The 22,310-nt window shown below is 65.0% G+C and carries 18 protein-coding genes; 9 read left to right on the top strand and 9 right to left on the bottom strand.

Annotation, left to right across the window (positions count from 1 at the left end):
- Positions 1-201: 201 nt before the first annotated feature.
- Positions 202-636 carry a PilZ domain-containing protein gene (locus GTA51_RS09760; RefSeq protein ID WP_160960655.1) on the top strand — a complete coding sequence of 145 codons (435 nt, stop codon included), beginning with the start codon at positions 202-204 and terminating at the stop codon, positions 634-636.
- Here the strand turns inward: GTA51_RS09760 and GTA51_RS09755 are convergent.
- Both GTA51_RS09755 and GTA51_RS09750 read right to left on the bottom strand, forming a co-directional pair.
- Positions 626-1,720 (bottom strand): Lnb N-terminal periplasmic domain-containing protein, encoded by a 1,095-nt coding sequence (locus GTA51_RS09755; protein WP_160960653.1) that lies wholly within the window; start codon positions 1,718-1,720, stop codon positions 626-628. The genes GTA51_RS09760 and GTA51_RS09755 overlap by 11 nt on opposite strands.
- Entirely contained in the window at positions 1,669-3,810 is a 2,142-nt protein-coding gene (locus GTA51_RS09750) for an esterase/lipase family protein (RefSeq protein WP_211922515.1), read from the bottom strand. The genes GTA51_RS09755 and GTA51_RS09750 overlap by 52 nt, the downstream gene beginning before the upstream one ends.
- A 551-nt stretch (positions 3,811-4,361) precedes the next feature.
- Between GTA51_RS09750 and GTA51_RS09745 the strand changes: the two genes are divergently transcribed.
- Entirely contained in the window at positions 4,362-5,441 is a 1,080-nt protein-coding gene (locus GTA51_RS09745; RefSeq protein ID WP_160960652.1) for an ATP-binding protein, read from the top strand.
- Between the two features lie 289 nt (positions 5,442-5,730).
- On the opposite strand, the gene GTA51_RS09740 is transcribed toward GTA51_RS09745, so the two are convergent.
- Positions 5,731-6,639 (bottom strand): TIM44-like domain-containing protein, encoded by a 909-nt coding sequence (locus tag GTA51_RS09740; RefSeq protein WP_160960650.1) that lies wholly within the window; start codon positions 6,637-6,639, stop codon positions 5,731-5,733.
- A gap of 215 nt (positions 6,640-6,854) precedes the next feature.
- Positions 6,855-7,805, bottom strand: a complete 951-nt coding sequence (locus tag GTA51_RS09735; RefSeq protein WP_160960649.1) for a hypothetical protein — start codon at positions 7,803-7,805, stop codon at positions 6,855-6,857.
- 190 nt (positions 7,806-7,995) lie between these two features.
- Here GTA51_RS09735 and GTA51_RS09730 point away from each other — a divergent pair, with 190 nt between their 5' ends.
- Complete coding sequence (locus tag GTA51_RS09730; RefSeq protein WP_160960647.1) at positions 7,996-9,102, top strand: ATP-binding protein; 1,107 nt, start codon at positions 7,996-7,998, stop codon at positions 9,100-9,102.
- Between the two features lie 166 nt (positions 9,103-9,268).
- Here GTA51_RS09730 and GTA51_RS09725 read toward each other — a convergent pair whose 3' ends face one another.
- Positions 9,269-9,664, bottom strand: coding sequence for a TraR/DksA family transcriptional regulator (locus tag GTA51_RS09725; RefSeq protein WP_160960646.1), 396 nt, complete (start codon positions 9,662-9,664; stop codon positions 9,269-9,271).
- A gap of 301 nt (positions 9,665-9,965) precedes the next feature.
- On the opposite strand from GTA51_RS09725, the gene GTA51_RS09720 reads away from it, so the two are divergent.
- Complete coding sequence (locus tag GTA51_RS09720) at positions 9,966-10,487, top strand: hypothetical protein (protein ID WP_160960644.1); 522 nt, start codon at positions 9,966-9,968, stop codon at positions 10,485-10,487.
- Between the two features lie 176 nt (positions 10,488-10,663).
- Complete coding sequence (locus GTA51_RS09715) at positions 10,664-11,821, top strand: sensor histidine kinase (protein WP_160960642.1); 1,158 nt, start codon at positions 10,664-10,666, stop codon at positions 11,819-11,821.
- An 11-nt stretch (positions 11,822-11,832) separates the two neighbouring features.
- Here the strand turns inward: GTA51_RS09715 and GTA51_RS09710 are convergent, their stop codons facing one another.
- The 3 genes from GTA51_RS09710 to GTA51_RS09700 are packed head-to-tail and all read right to left on the bottom strand — an operon-like array spanning position 11,833 to position 13,828.
- The gene (locus GTA51_RS09710; protein WP_160960640.1) at positions 11,833-12,597 is read right to left on the bottom strand and encodes a phosphoribosyltransferase family protein; all 765 of its coding nucleotides are present in this window, start codon (positions 12,595-12,597) and stop codon (positions 11,833-11,835) included.
- Entirely contained in the window at positions 12,594-13,202 is a 609-nt protein-coding gene (locus GTA51_RS09705; protein WP_160960638.1) for an NAD(P)H-dependent oxidoreductase, read from the bottom strand. Before GTA51_RS09705 ends, GTA51_RS09710 begins: the two co-directional genes overlap by 4 nt.
- The gene (locus GTA51_RS09700) at positions 13,202-13,828 is read right to left on the bottom strand and encodes an MBL fold metallo-hydrolase (RefSeq protein WP_160960637.1); all 627 of its coding nucleotides are present in this window, start codon (positions 13,826-13,828) and stop codon (positions 13,202-13,204) included. The genes GTA51_RS09705 and GTA51_RS09700 overlap by 1 nt, the downstream gene beginning before the upstream one ends.
- A gap of 166 nt (positions 13,829-13,994) precedes the next feature.
- Here GTA51_RS09700 and GTA51_RS09695 point away from each other — a divergent pair, with 166 nt between their 5' ends.
- Entirely contained in the window at positions 13,995-16,403 is a 2,409-nt protein-coding gene (locus GTA51_RS09695; protein ID WP_160960635.1) for a tetratricopeptide repeat-containing diguanylate cyclase, read from the top strand.
- 45 nt (positions 16,404-16,448) lie between these two features.
- Here the strand turns inward: GTA51_RS09695 and GTA51_RS09690 are convergent, their stop codons facing one another.
- Entirely contained in the window at positions 16,449-17,105 is a 657-nt protein-coding gene (locus tag GTA51_RS09690; RefSeq protein WP_160960633.1) for a carbonic anhydrase, read from the bottom strand.
- Positions 17,106-17,440: 335 nt separating this feature from the next.
- Between GTA51_RS09690 and GTA51_RS09685 the strand changes: the two genes are divergently transcribed.
- Genes GTA51_RS09685 through GTA51_RS09675 form a run of 3 tightly spaced genes read left to right on the top strand, consistent with a single transcriptional unit; the run spans position 17,441 to position 22,018 of the window.
- On the top strand, positions 17,441-19,945 hold the full coding sequence (locus tag GTA51_RS09685) for an ATP-binding protein (RefSeq protein WP_160960631.1): 2,505 nt from the start codon (positions 17,441-17,443) through the stop codon (positions 19,943-19,945).
- Positions 19,946-19,974: 29 nt separating this feature from the next.
- Positions 19,975-20,652, top strand: coding sequence for a response regulator transcription factor (locus GTA51_RS09680; protein WP_160960629.1), 678 nt, complete (start codon positions 19,975-19,977; stop codon positions 20,650-20,652).
- On the top strand, positions 20,639-22,018 hold the full coding sequence (locus tag GTA51_RS09675; protein ID WP_160960627.1) for an ATP-binding protein: 1,380 nt from the start codon (positions 20,639-20,641) through the stop codon (positions 22,016-22,018). Before GTA51_RS09680 ends, GTA51_RS09675 begins: the two co-directional genes overlap by 14 nt.
- Positions 22,019-22,310 lie beyond the last annotated feature (292 nt).

Genomic DNA, 22,310 nt, shown 5'->3' with positions numbered 1-22,310 from the left:
CGCAGCCGCAGTTGGCTTGGGCAGACCTTTGAAAGGACCGCGACCGCTAGCGCCGCAAGCCCGGCCCGTACACTCCAACGCGTCCGGCTGTTGGCACACGACCGGCGGCCCGGCGTCTGCAGGTCTTTACGGCAACGGGTTAACCACGTAACCTGATAACAGATTCAGATAATAAATACCCGCAGCCAAAGGACACTCGCCATGCCGCTGGTGGAACTTCGAAAATGCGCGGCCTGCGGCAAGTCGGCCTGGCACGAGCTGGTCGATCGCGGACCGCCCGCGCCGTGCTATTGGCGCTGCCGGGAGTGCGGGGATCGCCGGTCGGCCAAACGCGTGTCCTTCTGCGCCGACGACGCCTTGCACCGGGGGCATGTGCAGACGCGCCATCAGGCCGCCGAGGTGCATATCATTGACCTGAGCGAGCTTGGCGCGCGGTTGCGCTTTGTCGAGGCCAAGGGCTTCCCGGTGGCCGAGCACGACAAAATCCTATTTAACGCCGGACTCCAGCCGGTGGGGCCGCTGGGCGAATTTCGCATGGCCACGGTGCGCTGGGTGGAAGACGACGCATTCGGCATCGCCTTTGACAAGCCCCTGTTCACCAGCCCGAACGACCTTTCCTGCGTGGTCAAGGGCTGACGGCAGCCGGCTGCCGCGCCTGGGCCGGATCAATTCCCGGCAACCCCGCCCGAATCCGCCGGGAAAAATCCGATCCGTCCCCGGCGTCATGGACCACCGGATTGATCAGGCTTTTGGCCCGAAGCGCTGCAAAGGGCAAAGCATCGTCCAGCCCGCCCAATTCATACGCGTAGAGCGGCGCAAAGCCTGAAAAGAGAATCTTCCAGTTGTAGCCCACCAGATCGCCAAAAGCCCGAAAATGCCGCACGATATTGGTGGTGCAGTTGGTGGTCAGGGTGTTGTAAAATTCCGGCGTTTGGCGCAGCCGATTCATCTCCTTGACGTATTCCAGAAAAAGTTTGCGGCCAACGTCAGGTTTCAGGCGCGTGCGGTACAGATAGACATCTTCCGGCGGCCGGCGATACTCGGTGCGCAACCGGATCAGATCGCGCTCGTCGGCCGCCACGGTGATGAGCTCGTACTGTTTGAAAAAGCCCTTGAGCGAGGAATAGTCTTCGCCGCGCTCCTTGCGGGTCTCGATGGAGAAGCACAAATAGTCCTGCCCGGCAAAGCCGAAGCTGAGCATCACATGGGCGATGGCGTCACCCATCCAATAGACCGCAATGAGATCAACAGAGTCCAAGTGCGCCAGATCAAAGGTTTTGTCGTAGTAGCGCGGCGTATAGTCTGTTTCGCTGCGATAGTCGCAGTTGCGGATGTTGTGCACGGTCACACTGTCGCCGGAAACGTCGGCATAGGGCAATACGGCCACATCGGGCTGCCAGTCCCGGTCATTGGCGGGCTTTATGCCGGACCACCACACCACAAAGCAGGCAAAGGCCGCAAGAAAGGCGAGGAGCGTCCAGCCCCGGCGGCGGGTCAGGCCAAAGGCCGCAAGCGTGGCCAGGACCACCCCGGCGGCCAGGACCAGACGCAGGGTCTGGCCGGGGATATCCGACCAGTAGACGGCCAGGGCGGCCCAGGCGGTCATAAGCGCCACGGCCAGCGCCGCCAGCACCGTCAGGACCACGCGGATCAGGCTGGCCCGGCGGCTCACGGCGCAGTCGGGGCCGTTGCGGCAGTTGCCGCTGGCGGCACGGCGCATGGGACCGGGGGGATTGCGGCGGCCGGAGCGGCGGGCGCGTTCCGTTGAGCCGGCACGGCCTGCTTTGGTGCAGTCGGTCTTGCCGGCTCACTCTGTTTTGCTGGCACGGCCGGCTTCCCTCGCCCGTTTGGCTTTGCCGGCGCGGTTGTCACGTCAGGCGCGACCGTCGCCTCTGACGTGGCGGCATCGGTCGTGCGCATGTGCTCCAGCATGATGCGCCGCACCTCGCGGATGGCCAGGGGATGCTCGTGGGCACCGTGGCCGGATTTGACGATCAGTTCGGACGCGGCCCCGTCCAGATGGGAGCTTCGATAAGGCACCACACCATCGGAACCGCCGGCCACGCCGCCCTTTGCCTCGTTGCCGATGATGGAGTGGAAGGGCACGGCCACGGGCATGGCGGCTGTGAGTTCCAGCAGGGGATTTTTCGGCGAAAGCCCGTCGATGCCCGTGGGCACGCCGGTGATGGGCAGATGCATGCCGTGCCGGGCCAGGGACGTAAAAAGCGTGGCGCTGGCCTTGACCAGGGTCAGCGGCAAGGTGACCAGGGCCTTGCCGATCTTTCCGATAGTCCCCAGGGCCATTTCCGATCCCCGATGGGGCGTGGAAATAAATATGACCTCAGTCACAAACGGCAAGCGTTTGAAAAAGAACAATTTTTCTACCTGCTCCTGGATGTCCGGGGGCAAAGCCAACTGCGCTACGGGCGTTTTGGAGATGGTGTTCCACAGCAGGTCCCCGCAGTCCTGCACCATGTCCTTGGTCAAAAGCCCGCCCATGCTATGGCCGACAATGAGCATGTTGTTAAAGGCCGGATTGGACCCGGTGGGATCAAAGGTCGCCTGGGCGCTTAAAAGGGCCTGGCGCAGCAGCATGGACGAGTACAGCACCGGGTTGCCGGTGGGATAGGAAAAATACCAGAACTGGTAGCGTTCCCGCAGTTTCGGATCGCCCATAAGCCCGTTGATCATGGGCAGCCAGGTCATGGGGGAACTGATGAGGCCGTGGACGAACACCACCGGAATCTTGTCCTTCTGGTAGGGCTGGAGCATGTACAGGCCCTGGTCCGACTGGAAAGCCTGGGGGTCCATGAGTCCCTTGATGCCCTGGGGGGCCGGGGCATGGGCGGCCATCCAGGCCAGCGGCGTGGAGATGTCCGTCTCAAGGGGCACGGTCATGCCATCAACAGCCACGGTATTGACCCGCATGGGGTCGTAGAGTTCCAGGCGGCTGCGGTAGACCCGCCGCCCGCCGCGACCGGTCGCCGGTTCCGTCTCGATGCGCAAAAAGAGCGTTGCGGCCAGCACTTGCCGCACCCGGGTGAGAAATCGTTCTTCCGGCCGGTCGTCCCGGGCCGCGCCAGCCTCGCGCACGAGAATCAGCGGCACGCCCAGGCCCGGCACGGTATAGGTCACGTCCAGGCCGGAGACGGCGTATTCGTAAGCCAGATGGTAGCTGCTGATCTCGTCCGGGGCAAAGGCCAGGCCATATTCCCGATCCTTGAGTTCCACCGAGGCGTTGGCCGTGGCCAGGGTCTGTCCCGGACTGAAGCCAATGCCGGCCGCGCGGGCGTAAAGCAGATAGCGCGACAACGAACGGTTGTGAAACTCTGCGGCCAGCCGGGCGTTGGGGCGCAGATAGCCCTTGTCCGGGGCGACCTTGGGATCAAACAGGAACAGATAGGAATAAACGGCGCAGGAAAGGTCAAAGGGCGCAGACTGTTCGGGCTGGGCAGCGTAGCGCTTGGCTTGCAGGTGGGTCAGTTCGATCAGGGCAAACAGCGTCCCCGGCCCCGGATCGGCCTGATACTTGGCGTCCAGGGCGGTGATAAGGCTGTCGGGATCGCTTTTCCATTGCCCGTCCAGGTCGCGCTGCTTTAAAAAGGCCAGGGTCAATTCGCTGGGCCGGTCGGAATTAATGGCCGAGCGGTCCAGGGCGTCGTAGCGCTGGGCAATGGGGACTTCCCGGATGGAAACCCTGGCGCAGCCGGAAACAAAGACCCCCACCGCGAGCATGAGGACAAGGAGCGCCGGGAGCGTGCAGCGCACTTTGGGCAAGGGGCATCGGGCCGACAGGGTGTTGGTCTTCATGGTGCGCCTGGGCTAAAAGAGGTGCTTGGTCGCTGGCCCGAAAGGGCAAAGCCTGCTTGTTCGGACCGCTGCCGCGTCCAAAACGTGGTCGCGGCCATCGTCTGCAGCCGTTTCCCAAAGCCCAATCCGCACGGGAACAGGACGCCTGGGGCCGCCAGCCTGCTTACCCGATGCCGCGCCCGGAGTCCATGCCATGCAGCGGGGGCCGGGGCGGGCGTGGTCGGGGCGGCCGGGCTCTCCAGGGCAGGGCGGCGCAGCTCCCCTCTGCGCTGACCCGGTTGTCGCCTTGGGGCGCGAGCGGACCGCCAACGCCCCCGAACCGAACGCATAAGCCGGCTGCGGGAACGCCCTGACCGGGCAAACACCAACCGCTCGCCGCCCTGAAAAACAATGCTGTCAAAAAAACAGTTGACAGCAACAGGCATCACGCCCATTGTCCAAGACACTTCTACGCTCCACTTCGCACGCTCCACCCACTATTCCACTCCGACGCATTCCAAGGCAGATTCATTTTTGAAATGAATTGTCTCTGCCATTGAGGAGGATACCCTATGCAAACGCAGACAGTTAATAGCGTTATGCCGACAGATTACAGTACGGACATCTTTGAGGCCAGCGGCATTAAATTCGATGAAGCCATTGCCGCCGACCTGTGGCAGAAAATCATGGACCACAAATGGGTCTTGTCCGAAAAACTCGGCCGGGACGTGGGCTTTCGGGCCGCCTGTATCGATTTCCTGGACAACTTCGTGGCCGGGCAGGATCTGCGGCTGGGACGCCAGGCCGACCTTCTCGGCGAAATGGGTGCCCAATACATCGACCGCGACATCTGGAAAACCATCTCCGATTCGCAACCGCCCAAGCAACTCGTCCAGAAACGCATCATCCGACCGCTTCAGGAAGAAGGCCTGTCCAAGAAACACGGCGTTGTCACCCCCAAAGCCATCGTCTTCTTCGGCCCTCCGGGCACGGGGAAAACACATTTCGTCAAAGCCATGGCCGGGTTTCTCGGCTGGTGGTTCATCGAAATCGCGCCCAGCATGCTCATGGCCGAAGGCGTGGACAAAATCGGTGCCAACTTGCGCGCCACCATGGAAAAGGCCCGTCGCCTTGAGGAAGCCGTCATCTTTATTGACGAATTCGAGGAACTCGCGGCCAGCCGGGACGAGGCCGACCGCATCGACCGCTCCATCACCAACGAATTCCTCAAGCAGGTTCCCCTGCTCAAGAGTCAGGGCAACAAGGTGCTCCTGGTGTGCGCCACCAACTATGTGCGGCAATTGGACGCGGCACTGCTGCGGCCCGGCCGTTTTGACTGCATCATCCCGGTGGGCGTCCTCGACGACGATGGGCGGCGGACGATCCTGCAACACCACAACGCCCGGATCAATGTCGGGGATATCGACCTGGACTGCATTGTCAAACAGACGCGGCACTATACACCGGCTGATCTGGAACACCTGTATCAGCTCATCGCCCAATACGCCTTTGACCGGGAATACGAGACCGGAAAAGACTTTGTGGTGACCACGGAATGCATCCTGGAAAAGATCACGCTGGTCCGTCCCTCCCTGACCGACGAAGTGATGACCCAGTTCCAGGAGGATGTTGTGACCTATTCGCGCTATTAAGCCCCGCCCGGCGGCCAGGGGGCGAGAGAGAGAAGAAGGCAGAAGATAGAAGGCAGAAGGCAGAAGGCAGAAGAGCCTCCGGCGGCCGGGGGGATGATCCCCCCGGACCCCCCAACTGGAGATGTTTTTAAGGGGTTCTTGGCGCTGGCTGGCAATCTGGTCGGCTATGGATAGGGAAACGCTGTTTGCACTTGACGGACATCACCGTTGCTGCGGCGCGGGCACAAAAAAAGGGAGGGGGCCGTCCCCCTCCCTTTTGGCGTCGGCGGCCAGTCGGCCGCAGTGCCCGTTACGCGTCCATCTGCTGGATGGCGTCGAGCTTCCAGGCGTCGCCCGCAACACCTTCGCGGCGCACGAAATGCCAGACTTCACGCACCTGCTCGGGTTGCCCGGCCTTGGGGTCTTCGCGCAGCAGCGTATCGAAATAGGCCGAAGCGATGGTCATTCCGCCCTGACTGCGCACTTCCAACAGCTTGGCGTCCACCAGCAAGACGTCGGTCGGTGTCGGCGTCGGGTCGTCTGCCGCTTGCTTACGCACATCGGCCATAAAAGCCGGGGTGGCAAAGGTTTCGATGTCAGCCAGATTGCGGCTGCTCCAGGAGCGTTGCAGCCGGGCGAACAGCGCCTTGGCCCCGGCCAGGAACTCCTCGGTGTCAAAGCCGGGCGGCAGATCCGGCCCCGTCGGGCCAGCCGGGCCGCTCGGGTCTGCCCCGAGATTGCTCCAGCCGCCGGCCGCCGCCTGCCTCGCCTGCCCCAACGGCTCGGACTCGTAGGACCGGGCCATGGGCTGGCCAACGCCCGGCCCGCCGGCCGTGGCCGCGCGACGGGCGCGCAGGAACTTAAACAGCAAAAATAACCCGCCGCCAATCAGCAGCATATCGAGCAGGCCCGGACCGCCGCCGCCATGGCCGCCGCCAAAAAGCATCGAGCCTAAAAGCCCGCCCACAAGCAGACCGCCGAACATGCCGCCTATCCCCGGACGGGAGAAAAAGCCGCCGCCCGGATTGGCTGCGCCCGATTGCGGCGAGGTAAACCCGCCCGCTGGCGGGGCCATGGACGGACGAGGCGTGGTGGATGAACTAAACGACTGCCGGTTGCCCATGGAGCCGCCCCCGCCGAGCCGTTTGGCTGCGGCAAACTCCACGCTTGCAAAAAGCAAAAAAAACACAGCCAGCAAGACGCTTGTGGTTTTACCCACGAAAGACCTCCTTGGTGCATCCCGGTGCGCTCGCCCGAAAGATGCAGTGCGCCGGCCCCGCCAGCGTCAGCGCAACGGAAGGATTCCGTGCACATCGCCAGGGAAGCAGGCCTTGCCCGCGCCGCAGCCGCAGCCCAAGAAGGCTTGCGGCCGGCTTCGGTTCTGGATGCTTTCTTATATCAGTCCGAAAGGGGGGGGCGTCAAGGGAAAGCGGCCTACATGGAACATTGTTTAGGCGCGAAGCTCAGGGCAAAGGCGGCCACGAAGGGGCGGGTCGCATAATGGACGCCGGCCCGGGGGAAAACGGCCACGGGCGCGGCAACCCCGTGGCGGGCGGTCAGGCTGTCGGCGGCAAATTCCAGGATAAGCGCTGTCAGTTCCTGGTCGCCGTCGCCGCAGATGCTGTCGCGCACCAGCGGGGAAAGCTCCTGGCGCGAACCGTCCGGCAACTGCGCCAGAACGCTCGAGCGCACGGTGGCCACCCGCACCACCTGCCCGTCGCCATCAAAGACCAGGGAATTATCATCGCCGCTGATGCCGACAGCATCGGGGTCATAGGCCCAGATCGAGCCGACCGGGGTGGATACCTCCAGGGGCCGGGCCGGTTCCAGCGAGCACACCGTGCCGCCGGCATGAAAGGACAAACCCAGGCGCACCGGAACGTTGCCGCACGGCGCGCGCACCACGATTTCCTCCCCGGGCCACAGGGTCAGGCTGCGCAGCCGGCCGGCCGGGTCAAAGGCCACGGCCACGAATTTGGCGGCCAGGGTTCCGATGGGGGTGGCGATGCGCAGGGGCTCGGCCAGCCCGCCCTCGTCGGCCTCGGTCCAATAGCCGGACAGCTTGCCGTTTAAGGGAAACACCCGGGCAATCGCCCCGTTTTCGTGAAAGGTGATCAGTTCGGCCGGCAGCGGCCCGACCGGGGTATGCACCACGGTGCGGGTTTCCAGCGGCACGGAACGGACCTGCCCGTTGGGATGAAAGGTCAAAGGCGGCTTGAACATGCGCCGGGAGTCGTCACTGGAATGTTGCGGAGTGAGCCGGCCGGCGGTGGTGTCCAGGGCGAATGGGGCGACGAGGAAGGCTGCGCGCAGGCCGCCGTCCGGGTGGCGTTCCACCGGGCCGTCAGCCGACAGGGAGCCGTAGCGGGTATCAAGGGTGTCCATAACGGCTCTTTAGCAAATTGCGGTCCATTTGCCTTCCACAATTTTTCCGGCCTGTTGCCAACGCTTGGTCACCCGCTGCCGGACAAAAGCGTCTTCTCACCCGACAAAAACGTCGTTTCCCGCCGCGTCACCGGGCCGTAACCCGCCCGGCCCATACTCGCACGGCCAATCCATACCCTGCGAGGCCCGTATGTTGATCTTTGCCAATTCCAACTATTTTCACGATCTGCTCGGCAGCTTTTCCGCCGGCGTGGTCATTCTCAACAGCCAGGGCCTTTGCTACGCCGCCAATGACGCCGCCACGGCCCTTTTGGGCTACAGCGCCGGCGAACTGGCCGATCCGGGACTGTCCGCCGCCATCATCGCCCGTGTCGACGCACCCCGGCGGGTGGCCCGGTTTCTGGCCGCACCGCTCAAGCACAGCCGCAAACCCGAGCCCGTGGGCATCGCCTATGCCCATCCCGACGGCAGCCTGCGCCGCTTTCGCCTGTCGGGTTCGCTTTTATTGGAAAACCACAAGATTTTTGGCATTCTTATCGAAATCACCGACGTCACCGAAATTTATCGTCTCCACGAGCGCGAACGGTCCATGCTGCTCGGCATCCAGGCCGTCCAGCGGGAGCGCATCGAGAGCCTTGGCCAGTTTTCCCTGGCCGTGGCCCATCAGATCCGAAACCCGCTGATGGTCGTCGGCGGCTTTGCCGGACGCCTGCTGCGGGGCAAGGCGGCCGACGATCCCGAGGCCGAAGCCCTGACCATGATTTTGGATGGTGCCAAACGGCTGGAAGCGGTGGTGCAGGCGGTCTCGGCCTATGCCCGGCGGCGGGAACCGACGCCGGCGCTGTGCGATCCGGCCGACCTGGCCACCCGGGCCTTTGGGGCGGCAGCACTTCGCACCGGGGCAACGGCCCGGCTGGCCCTCACCGTGGCCACAGGGCAACTGCTCACCGATGCATCGCTTGTCACCGAAATCCTGACCGAACTGTGCGCCAACGCCCTGGAAGCCCTGTGCGGCCCCAACGGCCCGGCGGCAGGGAACGGGGTGGTGGGCCTGACCTTTGCCTGGCTGGACACCGCCGTGTCCGTGACCGTGACCGACAACGGGCCAGGACCGGACGAAGCCGTCCTGGCCTTTGCCTTTGACCCCTTTGCGACCACAAAAGCCGTGGGCGTCGGTATGGGGCTGCCCATGGCCCGGCGACGGGCCGAGGACATGGGCGGCAGCCTGACCCTGGCCCGGGGCGCACAGGGGGGCGGGCTGGCCCGGCTCGTTTTACCGGCCCAGCCGACCATTTAAGGGCCGGCCCGCTGCGTCAGCCAGCGGCGCGGCTGCATCCACTGCGCCCCAATCCAAAACGTCTCGTGGCGGGCTCGGCAATGCACGAGAGGACTTGCCGGGATTAAACACCCCGTATTTTGCCTCTCCTGCCACCACAACACACGTACGTGGATGCGTGCGCCCCCTATTCTTCCAGAAAAGCCGATTCGCCCCGCAGGCCCTGCAAATACGGCCGGCCACTGTCTTCGAGCAGCGACTGGCAGTGGACGCACAACGAAGCCGTGGGCTTGGCCCGCAGCCGGGCCAGACCGATGTCTTCGCCGCATTCCTGGCAGATGCCGTATTCACCGTCTTTAACCCGGGTCAGGGCTTCATGGATTTCGCTGATGCAGCGACGGTCGCGCTCGCCCATGATAAGGGCCATGTGCCGGTCGGACTCAACAGCCGCCCGGTCGGCCACGTCGGCATAGACCGTCTCTTCCCTGGCCATTATATCCAGCGACTCACGCGATTTGCCTTTCAGGGTTTCGAGCATGTCGCACAACACTTCGCTGATCCGTTCCACGTCGAGCTGTCCCATGGCGCGTTCTCCCTTGGCCTCGGTTGTAATGACTGCGTGGCGCGGGCCATCCCGCAGGAACCGTATGCTCGCTTTTTGCCCGGGAGATTTGAAAGGGTGGTGACGGCTGTGTGGAGACTGCGTGACGCCCGGCCAAGGGTGCTTTGGCCCGGCGGCAAAATCTGCCGCCACCTGTCAGAGACAACGCCTATGATTGCTTGGTGTTAAGCCCGATTATCCGGTGGCAGGCTTCTTGCTTTTTCCCAGGCCACACGGTTCCCTCCTGCCGCAGGAGGGCCGAACTTGCCGCCTGGAGGCACCCATGGCCACCTCGATTGACACCAGCGAAGTCGTTAACTGGGCGTACCAATACAACCTGGCCTGCGCCAAGCTCACCAGCGCCCAGAACGGGGCCAGCTCGTCGGCCACGCGCAGCAAGGACATCACCACAGCCCAGGCCAGCTTCAACGCCACCATGAAGAGCCTCGTGCCCGAAGAGGCCCAGACCAGCGTGCAGTTCCAGTATTTCGACGCCTATTCCAGCTACAATACCGCCCTGGGCAGCGCCACCACCGAAAAGGAACGCCAGGCGGCCACGGACAGCCTGCTGACAACCCTGGGCGAGGTCACCATACCAACGTCCACGGCCACCACGACGGATGCCCAAACTGCCGCCCTGTCCGCAACAACAGCCGACACCACAGCCCTGCAGCCAACCGCGGCCGCCACCTCGGCCTTTGCCGCCGCCACGACCACTGCGGCCGCCGGCGGCACGCCCGGGATGATCCTTAACGCAGCGCTGATCGGCTATCTGGTCGCCAGCCAGGGCACGGAAACCACCTAAAACTATCCACGCCCGGGCCAGACCGCCCTGCCCGCCCTGCCAAGACGAATACGCATTATCCCCGCCCCGCACCCGCCAGACAGCGGCCCGGGGTCTGTTTTGGGTCTTTACATTCCCCGCAGTCTTCTTAATGATTTATGGCGTCCTTTTTCACGGATCAAACGCCAGGAGCCGCCATGGCCGACGAGCCCGACCCGACATGCTTTGCCCCGTCCGAACGGGCTTGCAGCGATGAAATCCAGCGACAATTCTCGATTCTCGCCAACCACGCCATCCCCGGTGTCTTAAACGCCATCCCCATCATCGCCATGGTGCTCAACCGGCAGCGCCAGGTGGTCCACGGCAACCGCAAGTTCGTAGACGTCATCGGCATCGGCGACATCCGCGAGGCCCTTGGCAAACGTCCGGGAGAGGCCTTTCGCTGCGTCCATGCCGCCGAACACCCGGGCGGCTGCGGTTCCAGCGAATTTTGCGCCCAATGCGGGGCAGTGCGCTCCATCCTGCTGGGTCTGGCCGGCCAGGACAACATCCAGGAATGCGCCATCAACCGCGACGCCGGAACCGGCATTGAAGCCCTGGACCTGCGCGTGTCCTCGGCCTCTATCCATTTAAATGCAGAACATTATTTGATTTTTTCCATATCCGACGTGAGCCACGAGAAACGTCGGCGCACCCTTGAACGGCTTTTTTTCCACGACATGCTCAATACCGTGGGCGGTGTCCAGGGACTGATGGAATTTCTGGTGGAGGAGGCCCCGCAATCGCTGCAAGCCGACGCCAGACTCATCCACCGGGCCGTTTCCCAGCTCACCGACGAGATCACCTATCAAAAGCAGCTCCTGGCTGCCGAAACCAACGAACTGGAAACCAACATCACCCCGCTGCGGTCCGTGGACATCCTCGACGTGGTGGAAGCCACTTTTCAAAACGGTGAACAAGCCCGGCAAAAACGCCTCGAACGCCACGACGGCTGCAGCCAGGTGGTGTTTCATTCCGATCCGGTGCTACTGCGCCGGGTGCTGGGCAACATGGTCAAAAACGCCCTGGAGGCCACGCCCCCGGGCGGTCTGGTGCGCCTGGGCTGCACGCCCCTGGCGGATGCTGTGGAATTTTGGGTGCAAAACGCCGGGGAGATCCCGCGCAGCGTCCAAATGCGCATCTTTAGCCGGTCGTTTTCCACCAAGGGCCTGGGCCGGGGCCTTGGCACCTACAGCATCAAACTGCTGACCGAGCGCTATCTCGGCGGCCGGGCGTCGTTTACCGTCAACCCGGGCGAAGGCATTGTCTTTCGGGTCCGCCTGCCGTTGGAACCCGACCTGTACGACGCCACCTGAGCGCGCCCGCTTCAGCGGGCCACCACCACCACGTCCACCCGGACCGCCCCGGCCGCGCGCAAAGCCCGAACCGCCGTATCCACCGTGGCCCCGGTGGTCATGACATCGTCCACGAGCAGCACGTGCCTGCCGGCCACCAGCCGCTCCTGGCCGGCAAACGCCCCGGCCAGATTGCTCAGGCGCGCCCGCCCCGGCAGTTGGCTTTGGGGCGTGGTGTTGCGCACACGCGTCAGCCCCTCGGCGCATACCGGCCGGGCAAGCTCCCGGCCCAGAAACCGGGCCAGTTCCAGACTTTGGTTAAATCCCCGCCAGGACAGGCGTTTGGGATGCAGCGGCACCGGCACCAGACAGGCCGGCACGCCGGCGTCCATGGCCCCGTCGCCGCTGCGCCCGGCGGCCCGCTGCCAGGCCTCGGCCAAAAAACCGGCCAGCAGCCTCCCCTGGCCGAGACGCCCGCCAAATTTAAAGCCCAGCACCAACTGGCGCAGATGGCCCTCGTAGCGGCCGTGGAAGGCAAAGCCGTCCCAGGCCCGCCCCTGGCAGCGACAGTCCAGGCACAGGGCCACCGGCGCGGCAGCATCCGCCGCAAACGCCCCGCAACGCGGGCAAAAGCCGCCCAATCGCGCAGCCAGCCCGGTGGCACAGGCCGGGCAGACCGGATGGCTCCCGCCCCCGGGGAGCAGGCCCCGGCAGACCTGGCAGCGGTCGCACAGCGGGGTCAACGCCCGCCCCAGCCGCCCGGCCAGATGCCCCAGGCCGGCCCAAAGCGGCCTCACCGCCCGGCCGCCTCGCCCAGCGCGCCCAGCGCGGCCAGCGCGGCCAGCCCCTCGGTCTGGCCGGCCAGATCACCAGGCGCGTCCAGGCCGCGCTGCAACCACGGCCGGGCCAGGGCAAAGCCAAAGGGCCACAGGAAATATTTAAGCGTTAAAAGAGCTCCTTCAAAGAGCCGCTCGCCTTGGGGCCGCCCGGCCACCAGCAGCGGATAGGCCGGGCGCGTGGTCTCGCCCGCGCCACCGGACGCCGGCGTGGCCCCGGTGGCCACCCGAATCTCGTAACGACGCTGCGCCCGGTCAATAAGGGCCTTAAACAGGGCCGGCAGATGGTAGAAATAGATCGGTGCGGCAAAAGCCACAAATGGTGCGGCATCCATGGCGGCAAACACGCTGGCGGCAGCGTCGCCCTCCCGGTCCAGGGGGCAGCGGTGCCCGGCCCCGGCACACGCCCCGCAGCCCCGGCAGGGGGCCACGGCCAGTTCGCGCAGGGCGATCACCCGGGGCACGCGCCCGGACCGGGTCACCCCGTCGGCAAAGGCCAGTCCGGCCGTGTCGGAATTGCCGCCGGCCCGCGGGCCGCACAAAAAAATGACCGGTGCCCCGGACATCACCGGGCGAACTCCGAGAAAAACGGATTGTGGCGCTTTTCATCACCCACCGTCGTGGCCGGGCCATGGCCGGGATAGACCAGCGTCGCATCCGGCAGGGTGAAAATCTGCGTCGCGACCGATTGAATCAGGGTGTCGTAATCGCCGCCGGCAAAATCCGTGCGGCCAATGGAGCGGTAAAAGAGCAGATCGCCGACAAAGACCACCCCGGCTTCGGGAAAATAAAACGACCGGCTGCCCGGCGAATGGCCCGGCGTGGCCAGCACCCGGCAGGCCTGGCCCATAAAAGCCGTCTCGCCCGGGGGAGCAGGTTCCCAGTCAAACGGCTCGACCAGGGGCAGGCCCATAAGTCCCCCCCGGCCCAGATCCAGGTCCATGAGCATGGCGTCCTCGGCCCCGGCCAGCACCCGGCAGCCGGTCTCCCGGGCCAGGGCGGCCACGCCGTAGAGGTGGTCGCAGTGCAGATGGGTTAAGCAAATGGCCGTCAGCGTCAGGCCGTGGGTTTTGAGGTGGGCCAGCACCGGGGCCGGATCGCCGCCCACATCCACGGCCACGGCCAGAGAACCCGCTGCGGCCAGATAACAATTGGTCTCAAGGGGTCCAAGGGGAAAAGAAACAATATCCATCAAAGCCTCCAGGGAAACGCTGCGGGACTGGCGCGCCTGCAGCCGGCACACCGCATCTCCGGTCTGCCGCGTCAGGCCCCCTGGCGTCAAGGGCCGGCCTGCCCTTGTTTTCCCGGCCCGGGGGCGCTACAGGTTGCCGCGCCAATCGATAAAATGGGAGAACGCCATGTCCGCGCCAGCCTTGACCCAACGCGACCTTATCGCCCACGAGCTTTTTTTGCGCGACGTCTTCTCCCGCTTCATCACCTTTAAAACCCACAGCCTGTATTTCCCCAAATCCGAGGACGACGCCCTGGCCGCCGGCTTTGGTCCCCAATGCGCCACCGCCGTCCATCTGCCGGCCGAGCGCAAGGTCATGACGCCGCTGTGCGCCGACGGCCGGCTGCTCGGGGTGTTCGTGGCCCGGGGGGCCAGCCTTGGCGCGCCGCGCACCCTGCTCCCGCTGTTGCCGCGCCTGGGGGCCATGGCGCTGACCCAGCTCGGCCTGCTGCTGGCCGCCGACGCCGACAGGCTCACCGGCCTTGGCTCGGGCGAGGCGCTGCTCGCTGCAATCGCCCGGGAGATCGAATGCGTCCAGGACCGCATCCTCCCTGGCGCAGCCAGTTTCGTGGACCCGGGGCTGTCCGGCTGCCACGGCGGCTTTGGCCTGGCGGTCCTGGATCTTGACCATTTCAGCCGGGTGGCCGGCCGGTTCGGCTTTATGGTTGCCGAGGATGTCCTGGTCGGGGCTGCGGCGGTCATCGGCCGGCTGTGCCCCGAAGGCGGGCTGGCGGCGCGCCTTACCGACGACCTGTTCGCCCTTTTTCTCCCCGGGGCCTCGGCAGCGCGCTGCCGGGAAACCGCCGAATTGGTGCTTGGGGAGCTTTCCCGCACCGCCTTCCCCCTGGCCGCCACGGGCGAGTCGTTGACCCTTACCGCCAGCGCCGGCTGCGTCACCTATCCCCAGGACGTGCGCGGCGGCCAGTTCGCCGCCGCCCCGGCCGAACAGGCGCGCCTGCTTTTGCGCAAGGCCAAAAAGGGCCTGGCTGTGGCCAAGGATCTCGGCCGCAATCAGGCCATGCCCTACAACCGCATCCTGGCCGAGGGCGGTGCGGTGCTGGAGATTTTGCCCCTGTCGCGGCTGGCCGTCAGCCTTGGCCGCTGGGTGGACGCCGAACCGGGACAGCGGTTTCTGGTCTGGTCGCCGCGGCTGGAGCGCACGGTGGATGTGCGCACAGCCGACGGCCAGCGGTTAAGCGGCCGCACGCCGGCCATGGTCAAGGGCGAAATCGTCCTGGTGGAAGTGGGCGAGGACATGGCCTTTGCCGAAACGCTCAACGTCAGCGACCCCCATCTGCCTCTGGAGCCCGGCGACCGGCTGGCCCTTATCCCGGAAACCGAGGACGAAGCGCCGGGTGCAAGCTGCCCGGTCGGTGCGCCGCGCAAAGACCCGGCCTCGGGCCTTTTCGCCCATCGCGACTTTCTGCGGGCAACTGCTGCTGACCGGGAAAAACGGCCGGTTTTTTCCCTGGCCCTGGTAGTCCTGCCCGAGGTGGCCACCCAGCGCCGTCCGGGACGGCCGGCCGAAGCCGACATGGCCGAAGTGGGCAGTGTGTGCCGCCAATTTTTCGGCCCTGCTGCCGTTGGGGGGCGCTTTAGCGCTTCCAAGCTGGTCTTTTTCCTGCCCGAACGCAGCCCCGGGCAACTGGCTGAAGCGGGCGCTGATCTGATCGCCGCCCTGGCCGAGCGCCTGGGATTGACCGCCGCCGTGGGCATCGCCGGCTATCCTTGTCTCAACTACGCCCGCACCGATGTGCCGGAAAACTGCCGCAAGGCCCTCGACCATGCCCTGCTCCTGCCGCAGGAACCGCGTCTGGCCGTGTTCGACACCCTGTCGCTGACGGTCAGCGGCGACCGCCATTTCGCCCATGGCGACATCTATGCCGCCATGGAGGAATACAAGCAGGCCCTGCTTAGTGACGAGACCAACGTCCTGGCCCGCAATTCACTCGGCATCTGTCTGGCCCGCCTGGGCCGGCTGGCCCAGGCCCGGGCGGAATTCGAGCGCGTCATCACGGCCGAGCCCAAAAACACCATGGCCCTTTATAACCTCGGCTGCGTGCGCCAGCGCCTGGGCGAGGCGGCCGGGGCGCGCACCGCCTTCCAGAAATGCCTGCGGGCCAACCCGGGCCACGTCTCCAGCCTGCTGCGCCTGGGCCGCATGGCCGAGGAGAGCCGACGCCTGGAAGCAGCCCTCAAATACTACCGCCGGGCCAGCGCCACCGGCAATGCCCCGGCGCTGACCCTGCGCCATCTGGCCCGGCTGGCCCTGACCCGGGGCCGCCTGGACGAGGCCCGGGAACACCTGCATCAGGCCCTGCTGCTCGATCCCAAGGACGCCTTTTCCCTGCAACTCATGGCCCGGCTCTACCTCACCGAAGGCGAAGACCCGGCCATTGCCGAGGCCATGGCCCGCCAGGCCGTGGCCCTTCGCCCGGATCGCAAGGAATTCTGGGCCGAACTGTCCCGGGCGCTCGCCGCCCAGGGCCGCGACGAGGAAGCCCGGGAGGCCATGGCCCGCACCGAAGGGGTCTAAGGCCCTGGCCCGGCCTTTTTCCCGCGCCGGGAGCCGACCGGCGGGTCAGCGCGCGGCGTCGGTCTCACACCGCCCGACCAGGGACTCAAACGCGCCTGTTTCCGGCAGATAGCTTAACAATTCGCCTTTTTCCAAATCGAAATACCAGCCGTGCAGGTAGACCTCGCCCCGCATGACGCGCTCAAAGACCCAGGGAAAGGTCAGCAGGTTTTCCAGGGAAATGAGCACCGCCGCCTGTTCACAGGCGTATTGGCGCAAGGCGGCGTCCTTGCCGGCAAGTTGGGCGTTGACCTCGCGCAGGGCCGGCTCGGCGATTTTGACCCAGGGGGCAATAAATTCGCCGAGTTGCTCGGTCTTTGGGTTCATGAGCGCCTGAATGCCCCCGCAGCACGAATGCCCCAGCACGATGATGTGCTCCACGTTAAGGACGGTGACGGCATATTCCACGGCCGCGCTGACACCGTGGTTGCCGGGCGTTTTTTCATACGGCGGCACGAGATTGGCAACGTTTCGGATGACAAACATATCCCCGGGTTCGCATCCCGTGAGGATGGCCGGGTCAACCCGGGAGTCCGAGCAGGCGACCACGAGCACCTTGGGTGCCTGCCCTTGTTTGAGATCGGAAAAAGAAGGGCTTCCATCGCAAAAGTACGTACGTTGGAAATTTTTGAAACCAGCCAGAAAACGAGGGATATCCTTCATTTGGGAAATTCTCCAGGCAGCGTATGCGGCGACGCTGCCCCAAAGTGTACGGTTTTAGCGGCGGCCGTCAAGCCGTGCCTCCGGGGCTGGCCGGTTGGCGCGCGGGAGGCCGGAACGGTTGACGGGGCGCGTGCTCCCCGGGGCTGGCGGGCTGGCCCCGGCCGGTCCCAGAAAGGCCACGGGAGGACAAGGCCACCGTTTTTTTGCAAAATCAGGCGTGTCCGCCCTGCCCCGGGCCTGCATCCCTCTTTGCAAGCAGCGTCCATTGACATATACTGTACTTTAAGCGCGGACCGCCGGGATTTGCCGGTTTATCCCACCCGGGAAGTATTGCCATGCATGACCCTGACTCGGACGAGATGCTTGCCACGTTGCGCCGCAAGGCCGAATCCCTGGCGACGGACGCACTGCCGGCGGAAGCTGCGGCCATGTCCGCGGAGGCACTGGCCCGGCTGGTGCATGAACTGCGGGTCAACCAGATCGAACTTGAGCTGCAAAACGAAGAGTTGCGCCGCACCCAGTCCGAACTGGCCCAGACCCGCGACCGCTATGCCAATCTCTACGATTTCGCTCCGGCCGGCTATTTCACCCTGGATACCCGGGGAGTGATCCTGGAGGCCAACCTCAAGGGTTCGACCATGCTCGGCATCCCCCGGACCGAACTGATCGGCAAGCCCTTTGGGGTGCGTGTGGCCCGCCTGGACCAGACAGCCTTTCACGCCGGCATCGGCCGCACCCTGGACACCGGTCTCCCCCAGACCCTGGAAGTGCGCCTGACCCGACGCGACGGCAGCCGGTTTTACGCTGAACTGACGACGGAAATCTGCACCAGCCAGGATCTGCCCCCGGCCCAAACGACCCTGCGCATGATGGTCGCGGACGTCAGCCTGCGCTGCGAAGCCAACGAGACCATGCGCCAGGCCAGCCTCATCCTTGAGGCCAGCCCGGCCTATCTCATCCGCTATCCCGTCATCGACGGCGACCCCGGCCCGGTATCGTTTGTCTCCTCCAATATCGCCCGCTTCGGCTTTTCCCGCGAAGACCTCCTCTCCGGGGAGCGCTCGCCCCGAAGTCTGGTCCATCCCGAGGATCTGCCCCGGGTCGAGGCGGCCCTGCGCGATCAGGCCGCCTCCGGGCGCAACGCCTTTGCCCTGGACTACCGTATCCTGACCAAAAACGGGCAGGTGCGCCACGTCACCGACCGCGTCCAGTTCACCCGCAACGCCGCCGGTGCCGTCATCGATGTCCAGGGACTGGTCCTGGACGTCACCGAAAGTGTGCTGGCCCGGCGCGATCTGGAAACGGTTCTGGACAGCGCCCCCATCCCCATCGTCAAGGTGCGCCTGGCCGAGAGCGGAGACCGCATCCTCGAATACCAGAACCCGGCCGCCGAACGCATTTTCGGCCCGATGAACCTGGGCAAATCCTGCAAAGCCTATCTCTGCAACAAAGAGACCTGCCCTGTGCTCACCGACGCCTCGGGGCTGGTGCGCGACCGGGAATGCTCCGTAACGACCCTGGACGGCGAACGGATCATGTACAAGACCGCCCGCAAGCTGCCCGGCGCGCCCTATATCATCGAGGCCATGATCGACGTTACCGAGCTGATGCGCACCCGGGAACGCCTGACCAAGGCCATGGAGGCCTCCCAAACGGCCAACCGGGCCAAATCGCAGTTTCTGGCCACCATGAGCCATGAAATCCGCACCCCCATGAACGGCATCATGGGCATGCTTGAACTGGCCACGGCCACGGAGCTGACCCCCGAGCAGCACGAATACATTGATCTGGCCCGCCAGTCTGCCCAGAATCTGCTGGAGATCATCAACGACATCCTCGATTTCTCGCGCGTCGAGGCCGGCCGCATGGAACTGGCCCGTCGGCCCTTTGCCGTGCGCGCTACCCTGGAAGGATGCCTGCGTCTGTTTGACGGTCTGGCCGCCCGCCACGGCAACTCCTTAGTGCTCGCCGTGGACCAGGCTGTGCCCAAAATCCTGATCGGCGACCCCGGAAGGCTGGCCCAGGTGGTGGGCAACCTCATTTCCAACGGCCTTAAATTCACCAAAAAGGGTACCGTGCGCGTCACCGTGGCCCCGGTTATGCCCCTGCCCGGCACCGACGGCAGGCAGCCGGCAGCTCCCGTGGGCCTGCTTTTTTCCGTGGCCGACGACGGCATCGGCATTCCCCCGGACAAGCAGGAGCGCATTTTCGACTATTTCACCCAGCTCGACGCCAGCCTCAACCGGGGTGCCGGCGGCACAGGCCTTGGCCTGTCCATCAGCAAAAGCCTGGTCGAACTCATGGGCGGGCGCCTCTGGGTCCAGTCCACCCCGGGCCAGGGCAGCACCTTTTTTTTCAATGCCCCCTTCGACCTCCCCGAAAAAGCGCCCCAGCACGGGCAAACACCCGCCACCGCCCCCACAGCCGGCGCCACCGTCCCGCCCATGAGCATCCTGCTGGTGGAGGACAATTTCATCAACCAGATCGTGGCCAAACGGCTGCTGGAGCGGCGCGGCCATGTGGTCACGGCCGTGGATTCAGGCGCGGCCGCCCTGGAACTGCTGGCCACAACACCCTTTCATTGCGTGCTTATGGATGTGGAAATGCCGGGGCTGTCCGGGCCTGAGACCCTGGCCCAACTGCGCGATCCCGCCCGTTTCGGCGAGGCCGCCCAGACGCCGGTGGTGGCCTTGACGGCCCATGCCCTCAAGGGCTACCGCGAACGCATGGTTGAGGCCGGCTTTGACGATTACGTGCCAAAGCCCATCGACATGCACGAACTCGATGCGGCCCTGACCCGCATTGCCAACGGGGCGGGCAGTCGGACGGACCGGCCCTGACCGCCGCCCAAGCGCCCCAGGAGCCTGCCATGCGCGTTTTCATCGTGGAAGACGACCAGGAAGCCGCCGCCTACATGGTCAAGGGACTCAAAGAGTCCGGCTATGTCGTGGAACATGTGGCCGACGGCCGCGAGGCGCTCTACCGGGTGGCCGCCGAAGCCTATGACGTGGTGGTGGTGGACCGGATGCTGCCAAGCGTCGACGGCCTGACCATTGTCAAAACCATGCGGTCGGCCGGCAACCAGACCCCGGTGCTCATCCTCTCGGCCCTTGGCGATGTGGACGACCGGGTCAAGGGGCTCAAGGCCGGCGGCGACGACTATCTGGTCAAGCCCTACGCCTTTGCCGAACTGCTGGCCCGGCTGGAAGCGCTCTTGCGCCGGGGCCGTTCCGACGCCCCGGGCACCTTGCTCAAGGTCGCCGACCTGGAAATGGATCTGGTGGGCCGCACGGTGCGCCGGGCCGGCCAGACCATTGAGCTCAAGCCCAAGGAATTCGCCCTGCTCGAATACCTGATGCGCCATGCCGGCCATGTGGTCACCCGCACCATGCTGCTCGAAAACGTCTGGGACTATTCCTTCGATCCGCAAACCAACGTCATCGACGTCCACGTCAGCCGCCTGCGGCACAAGATCGACAAGGGCCACGACAAGCCCCTGCTCTCCACCATTCGCGGTGCCGGATACAGCCTGCGTGATTCCAACTAAGCTGCTGCGCTCCTCCACGCTTCGCCTGTCCATCCTGCACATGGCCGCCTTTGGCCTGTCGGTGCTGGTGCTCCTGTGGTTTATCTACAGCTCCACGGCCGGATTCATGGAGCGCCAGACCGACGAGACGATAAACGCCGAAATCCAGGGGCTGGCCGAACAGTACGGCCAGCTCGGGCTGACCGGCCTTATCCGGGTCATCAAGTCCCGGGTGGCCAAGGACAAAAACGGTTCGAGCGTCTATCTGCTCACCGACTGGAAATTCAATCCCCTGGCCGGCAATCTGCCGGAATGGCCCAAATTCAAGGACACCGGCTCCGGCTGGTTCGACGCCACCCTGGAAGACACCGAAGGCTTTGAGCCCCACCGCGTGCGCATGCGCTACTTCCTGCTGCCGGGCAATTTCCATCTCGTGGTCGGACGCGACGTGTCCGAGCGCATCAAGGTGGAACGCCTGATCATGGACGCGCTGTTCTGGGGCCTGCTCCTCACGGTGGTCCTTGGCGGGGCCGGGGGCGTGCTGACCAGCCGCTGGATGCTCAAGCGCATCGATGTCATCACCAAGGCCAGCCGCGAAATCATGAACGGCGACCTCACCCGCCGCATCCCCACCCGGGGGGCCGGCGACGAATTCGACCGGCTGGCGGAAAACTTAAACGCCATGCTCGACCAGATTGTCCGGCTCATGGAAGGGGTCAAGCAGGTCTCCAACAACATCGCCCATGATCTGCGCGGCCCCCTAAACCGAATCCGCTCGGGCCTGGAAATGTCGCTCACCCGCGTTGAAAGCCCCGAAGCCTCCCGCGCGGTCCTGGAACAGACCATCACCGAAATCGACGGGCTGCTCCAGACCTTTAACGCCTTGCTCACCATCGCCCAGGCCGAATCCGGGGCGCGCCGCCAGGATTTCACCGACATCGACCTGACCAGTCTGGCCGCCGACGCCGCCGAACTCTACGAGCCCGTGGCCGAGGAAGCCGGCCTGACCTTCACCCTTGATCTGGCCCCGGGCCTGACCGTGCCCGGCAACCGCCACCTGCTGTCCCAGGCCCTGGCCAATCTGCTGGACAACGCCGTCAAATACACCCCGGCCGGCGGCTCCATCAGCCTAACGCTCACCAGCGGCCCGCTCGGCGTGGCCCTGGCTGTGGCCGATACCGGCCCGGGTATCCCGGCCGAGCACCGGGAGCTGGTGCTGGAACGCTTCACCCGCCTGGAATCGAGCCGCAACACCCCCGGCAGCGGCCTGGGCCTGTCCCTGGTGGCCGCCGCTGCCGGGCTGCATCAGGCCGAGCTGACCCTGTCCGATAACGCCCCTGGTTTGTGCGTCACGCTGCTCTTCCCGGCCAGTCGGACAAAAAGCTAAACTTTCGTTCATTTTTCCGACATTCACGCTTCATCTCCGCCCCCTATACGGGAGGCATCGGATGGGGCCAAAGCCCCGTTTGTGACCAGAAGCAAAATCGAACCCTCTGCCTTGTTTCGCCGCACCGGATGGCCCCTCCCATCCCAGGCGCAACCAAGGTCACTCTCCCCCTCCTTGAACGAAGCCCCTGCTCCCCGGCGGGGGCTTCTTCTTTGGGGCCAGCAATTCCTAATTAGAATTCATGCGGCGGCCATGGCCGCTTCATGGACCGGCCTTAGATTGTCTTTACCGG

Source organism: Solidesulfovibrio aerotolerans (assembly GCF_009856865.1).
In the GTDB taxonomy this organism is placed as follows: domain Bacteria; phylum Desulfobacterota; class Desulfovibrionia; order Desulfovibrionales; family Desulfovibrionaceae; genus Solidesulfovibrio; species Solidesulfovibrio aerotolerans.
Note: the sequence above shows the minus strand (reverse complement) of the source record. Positions and strands in the feature narration are given on the sequence as shown.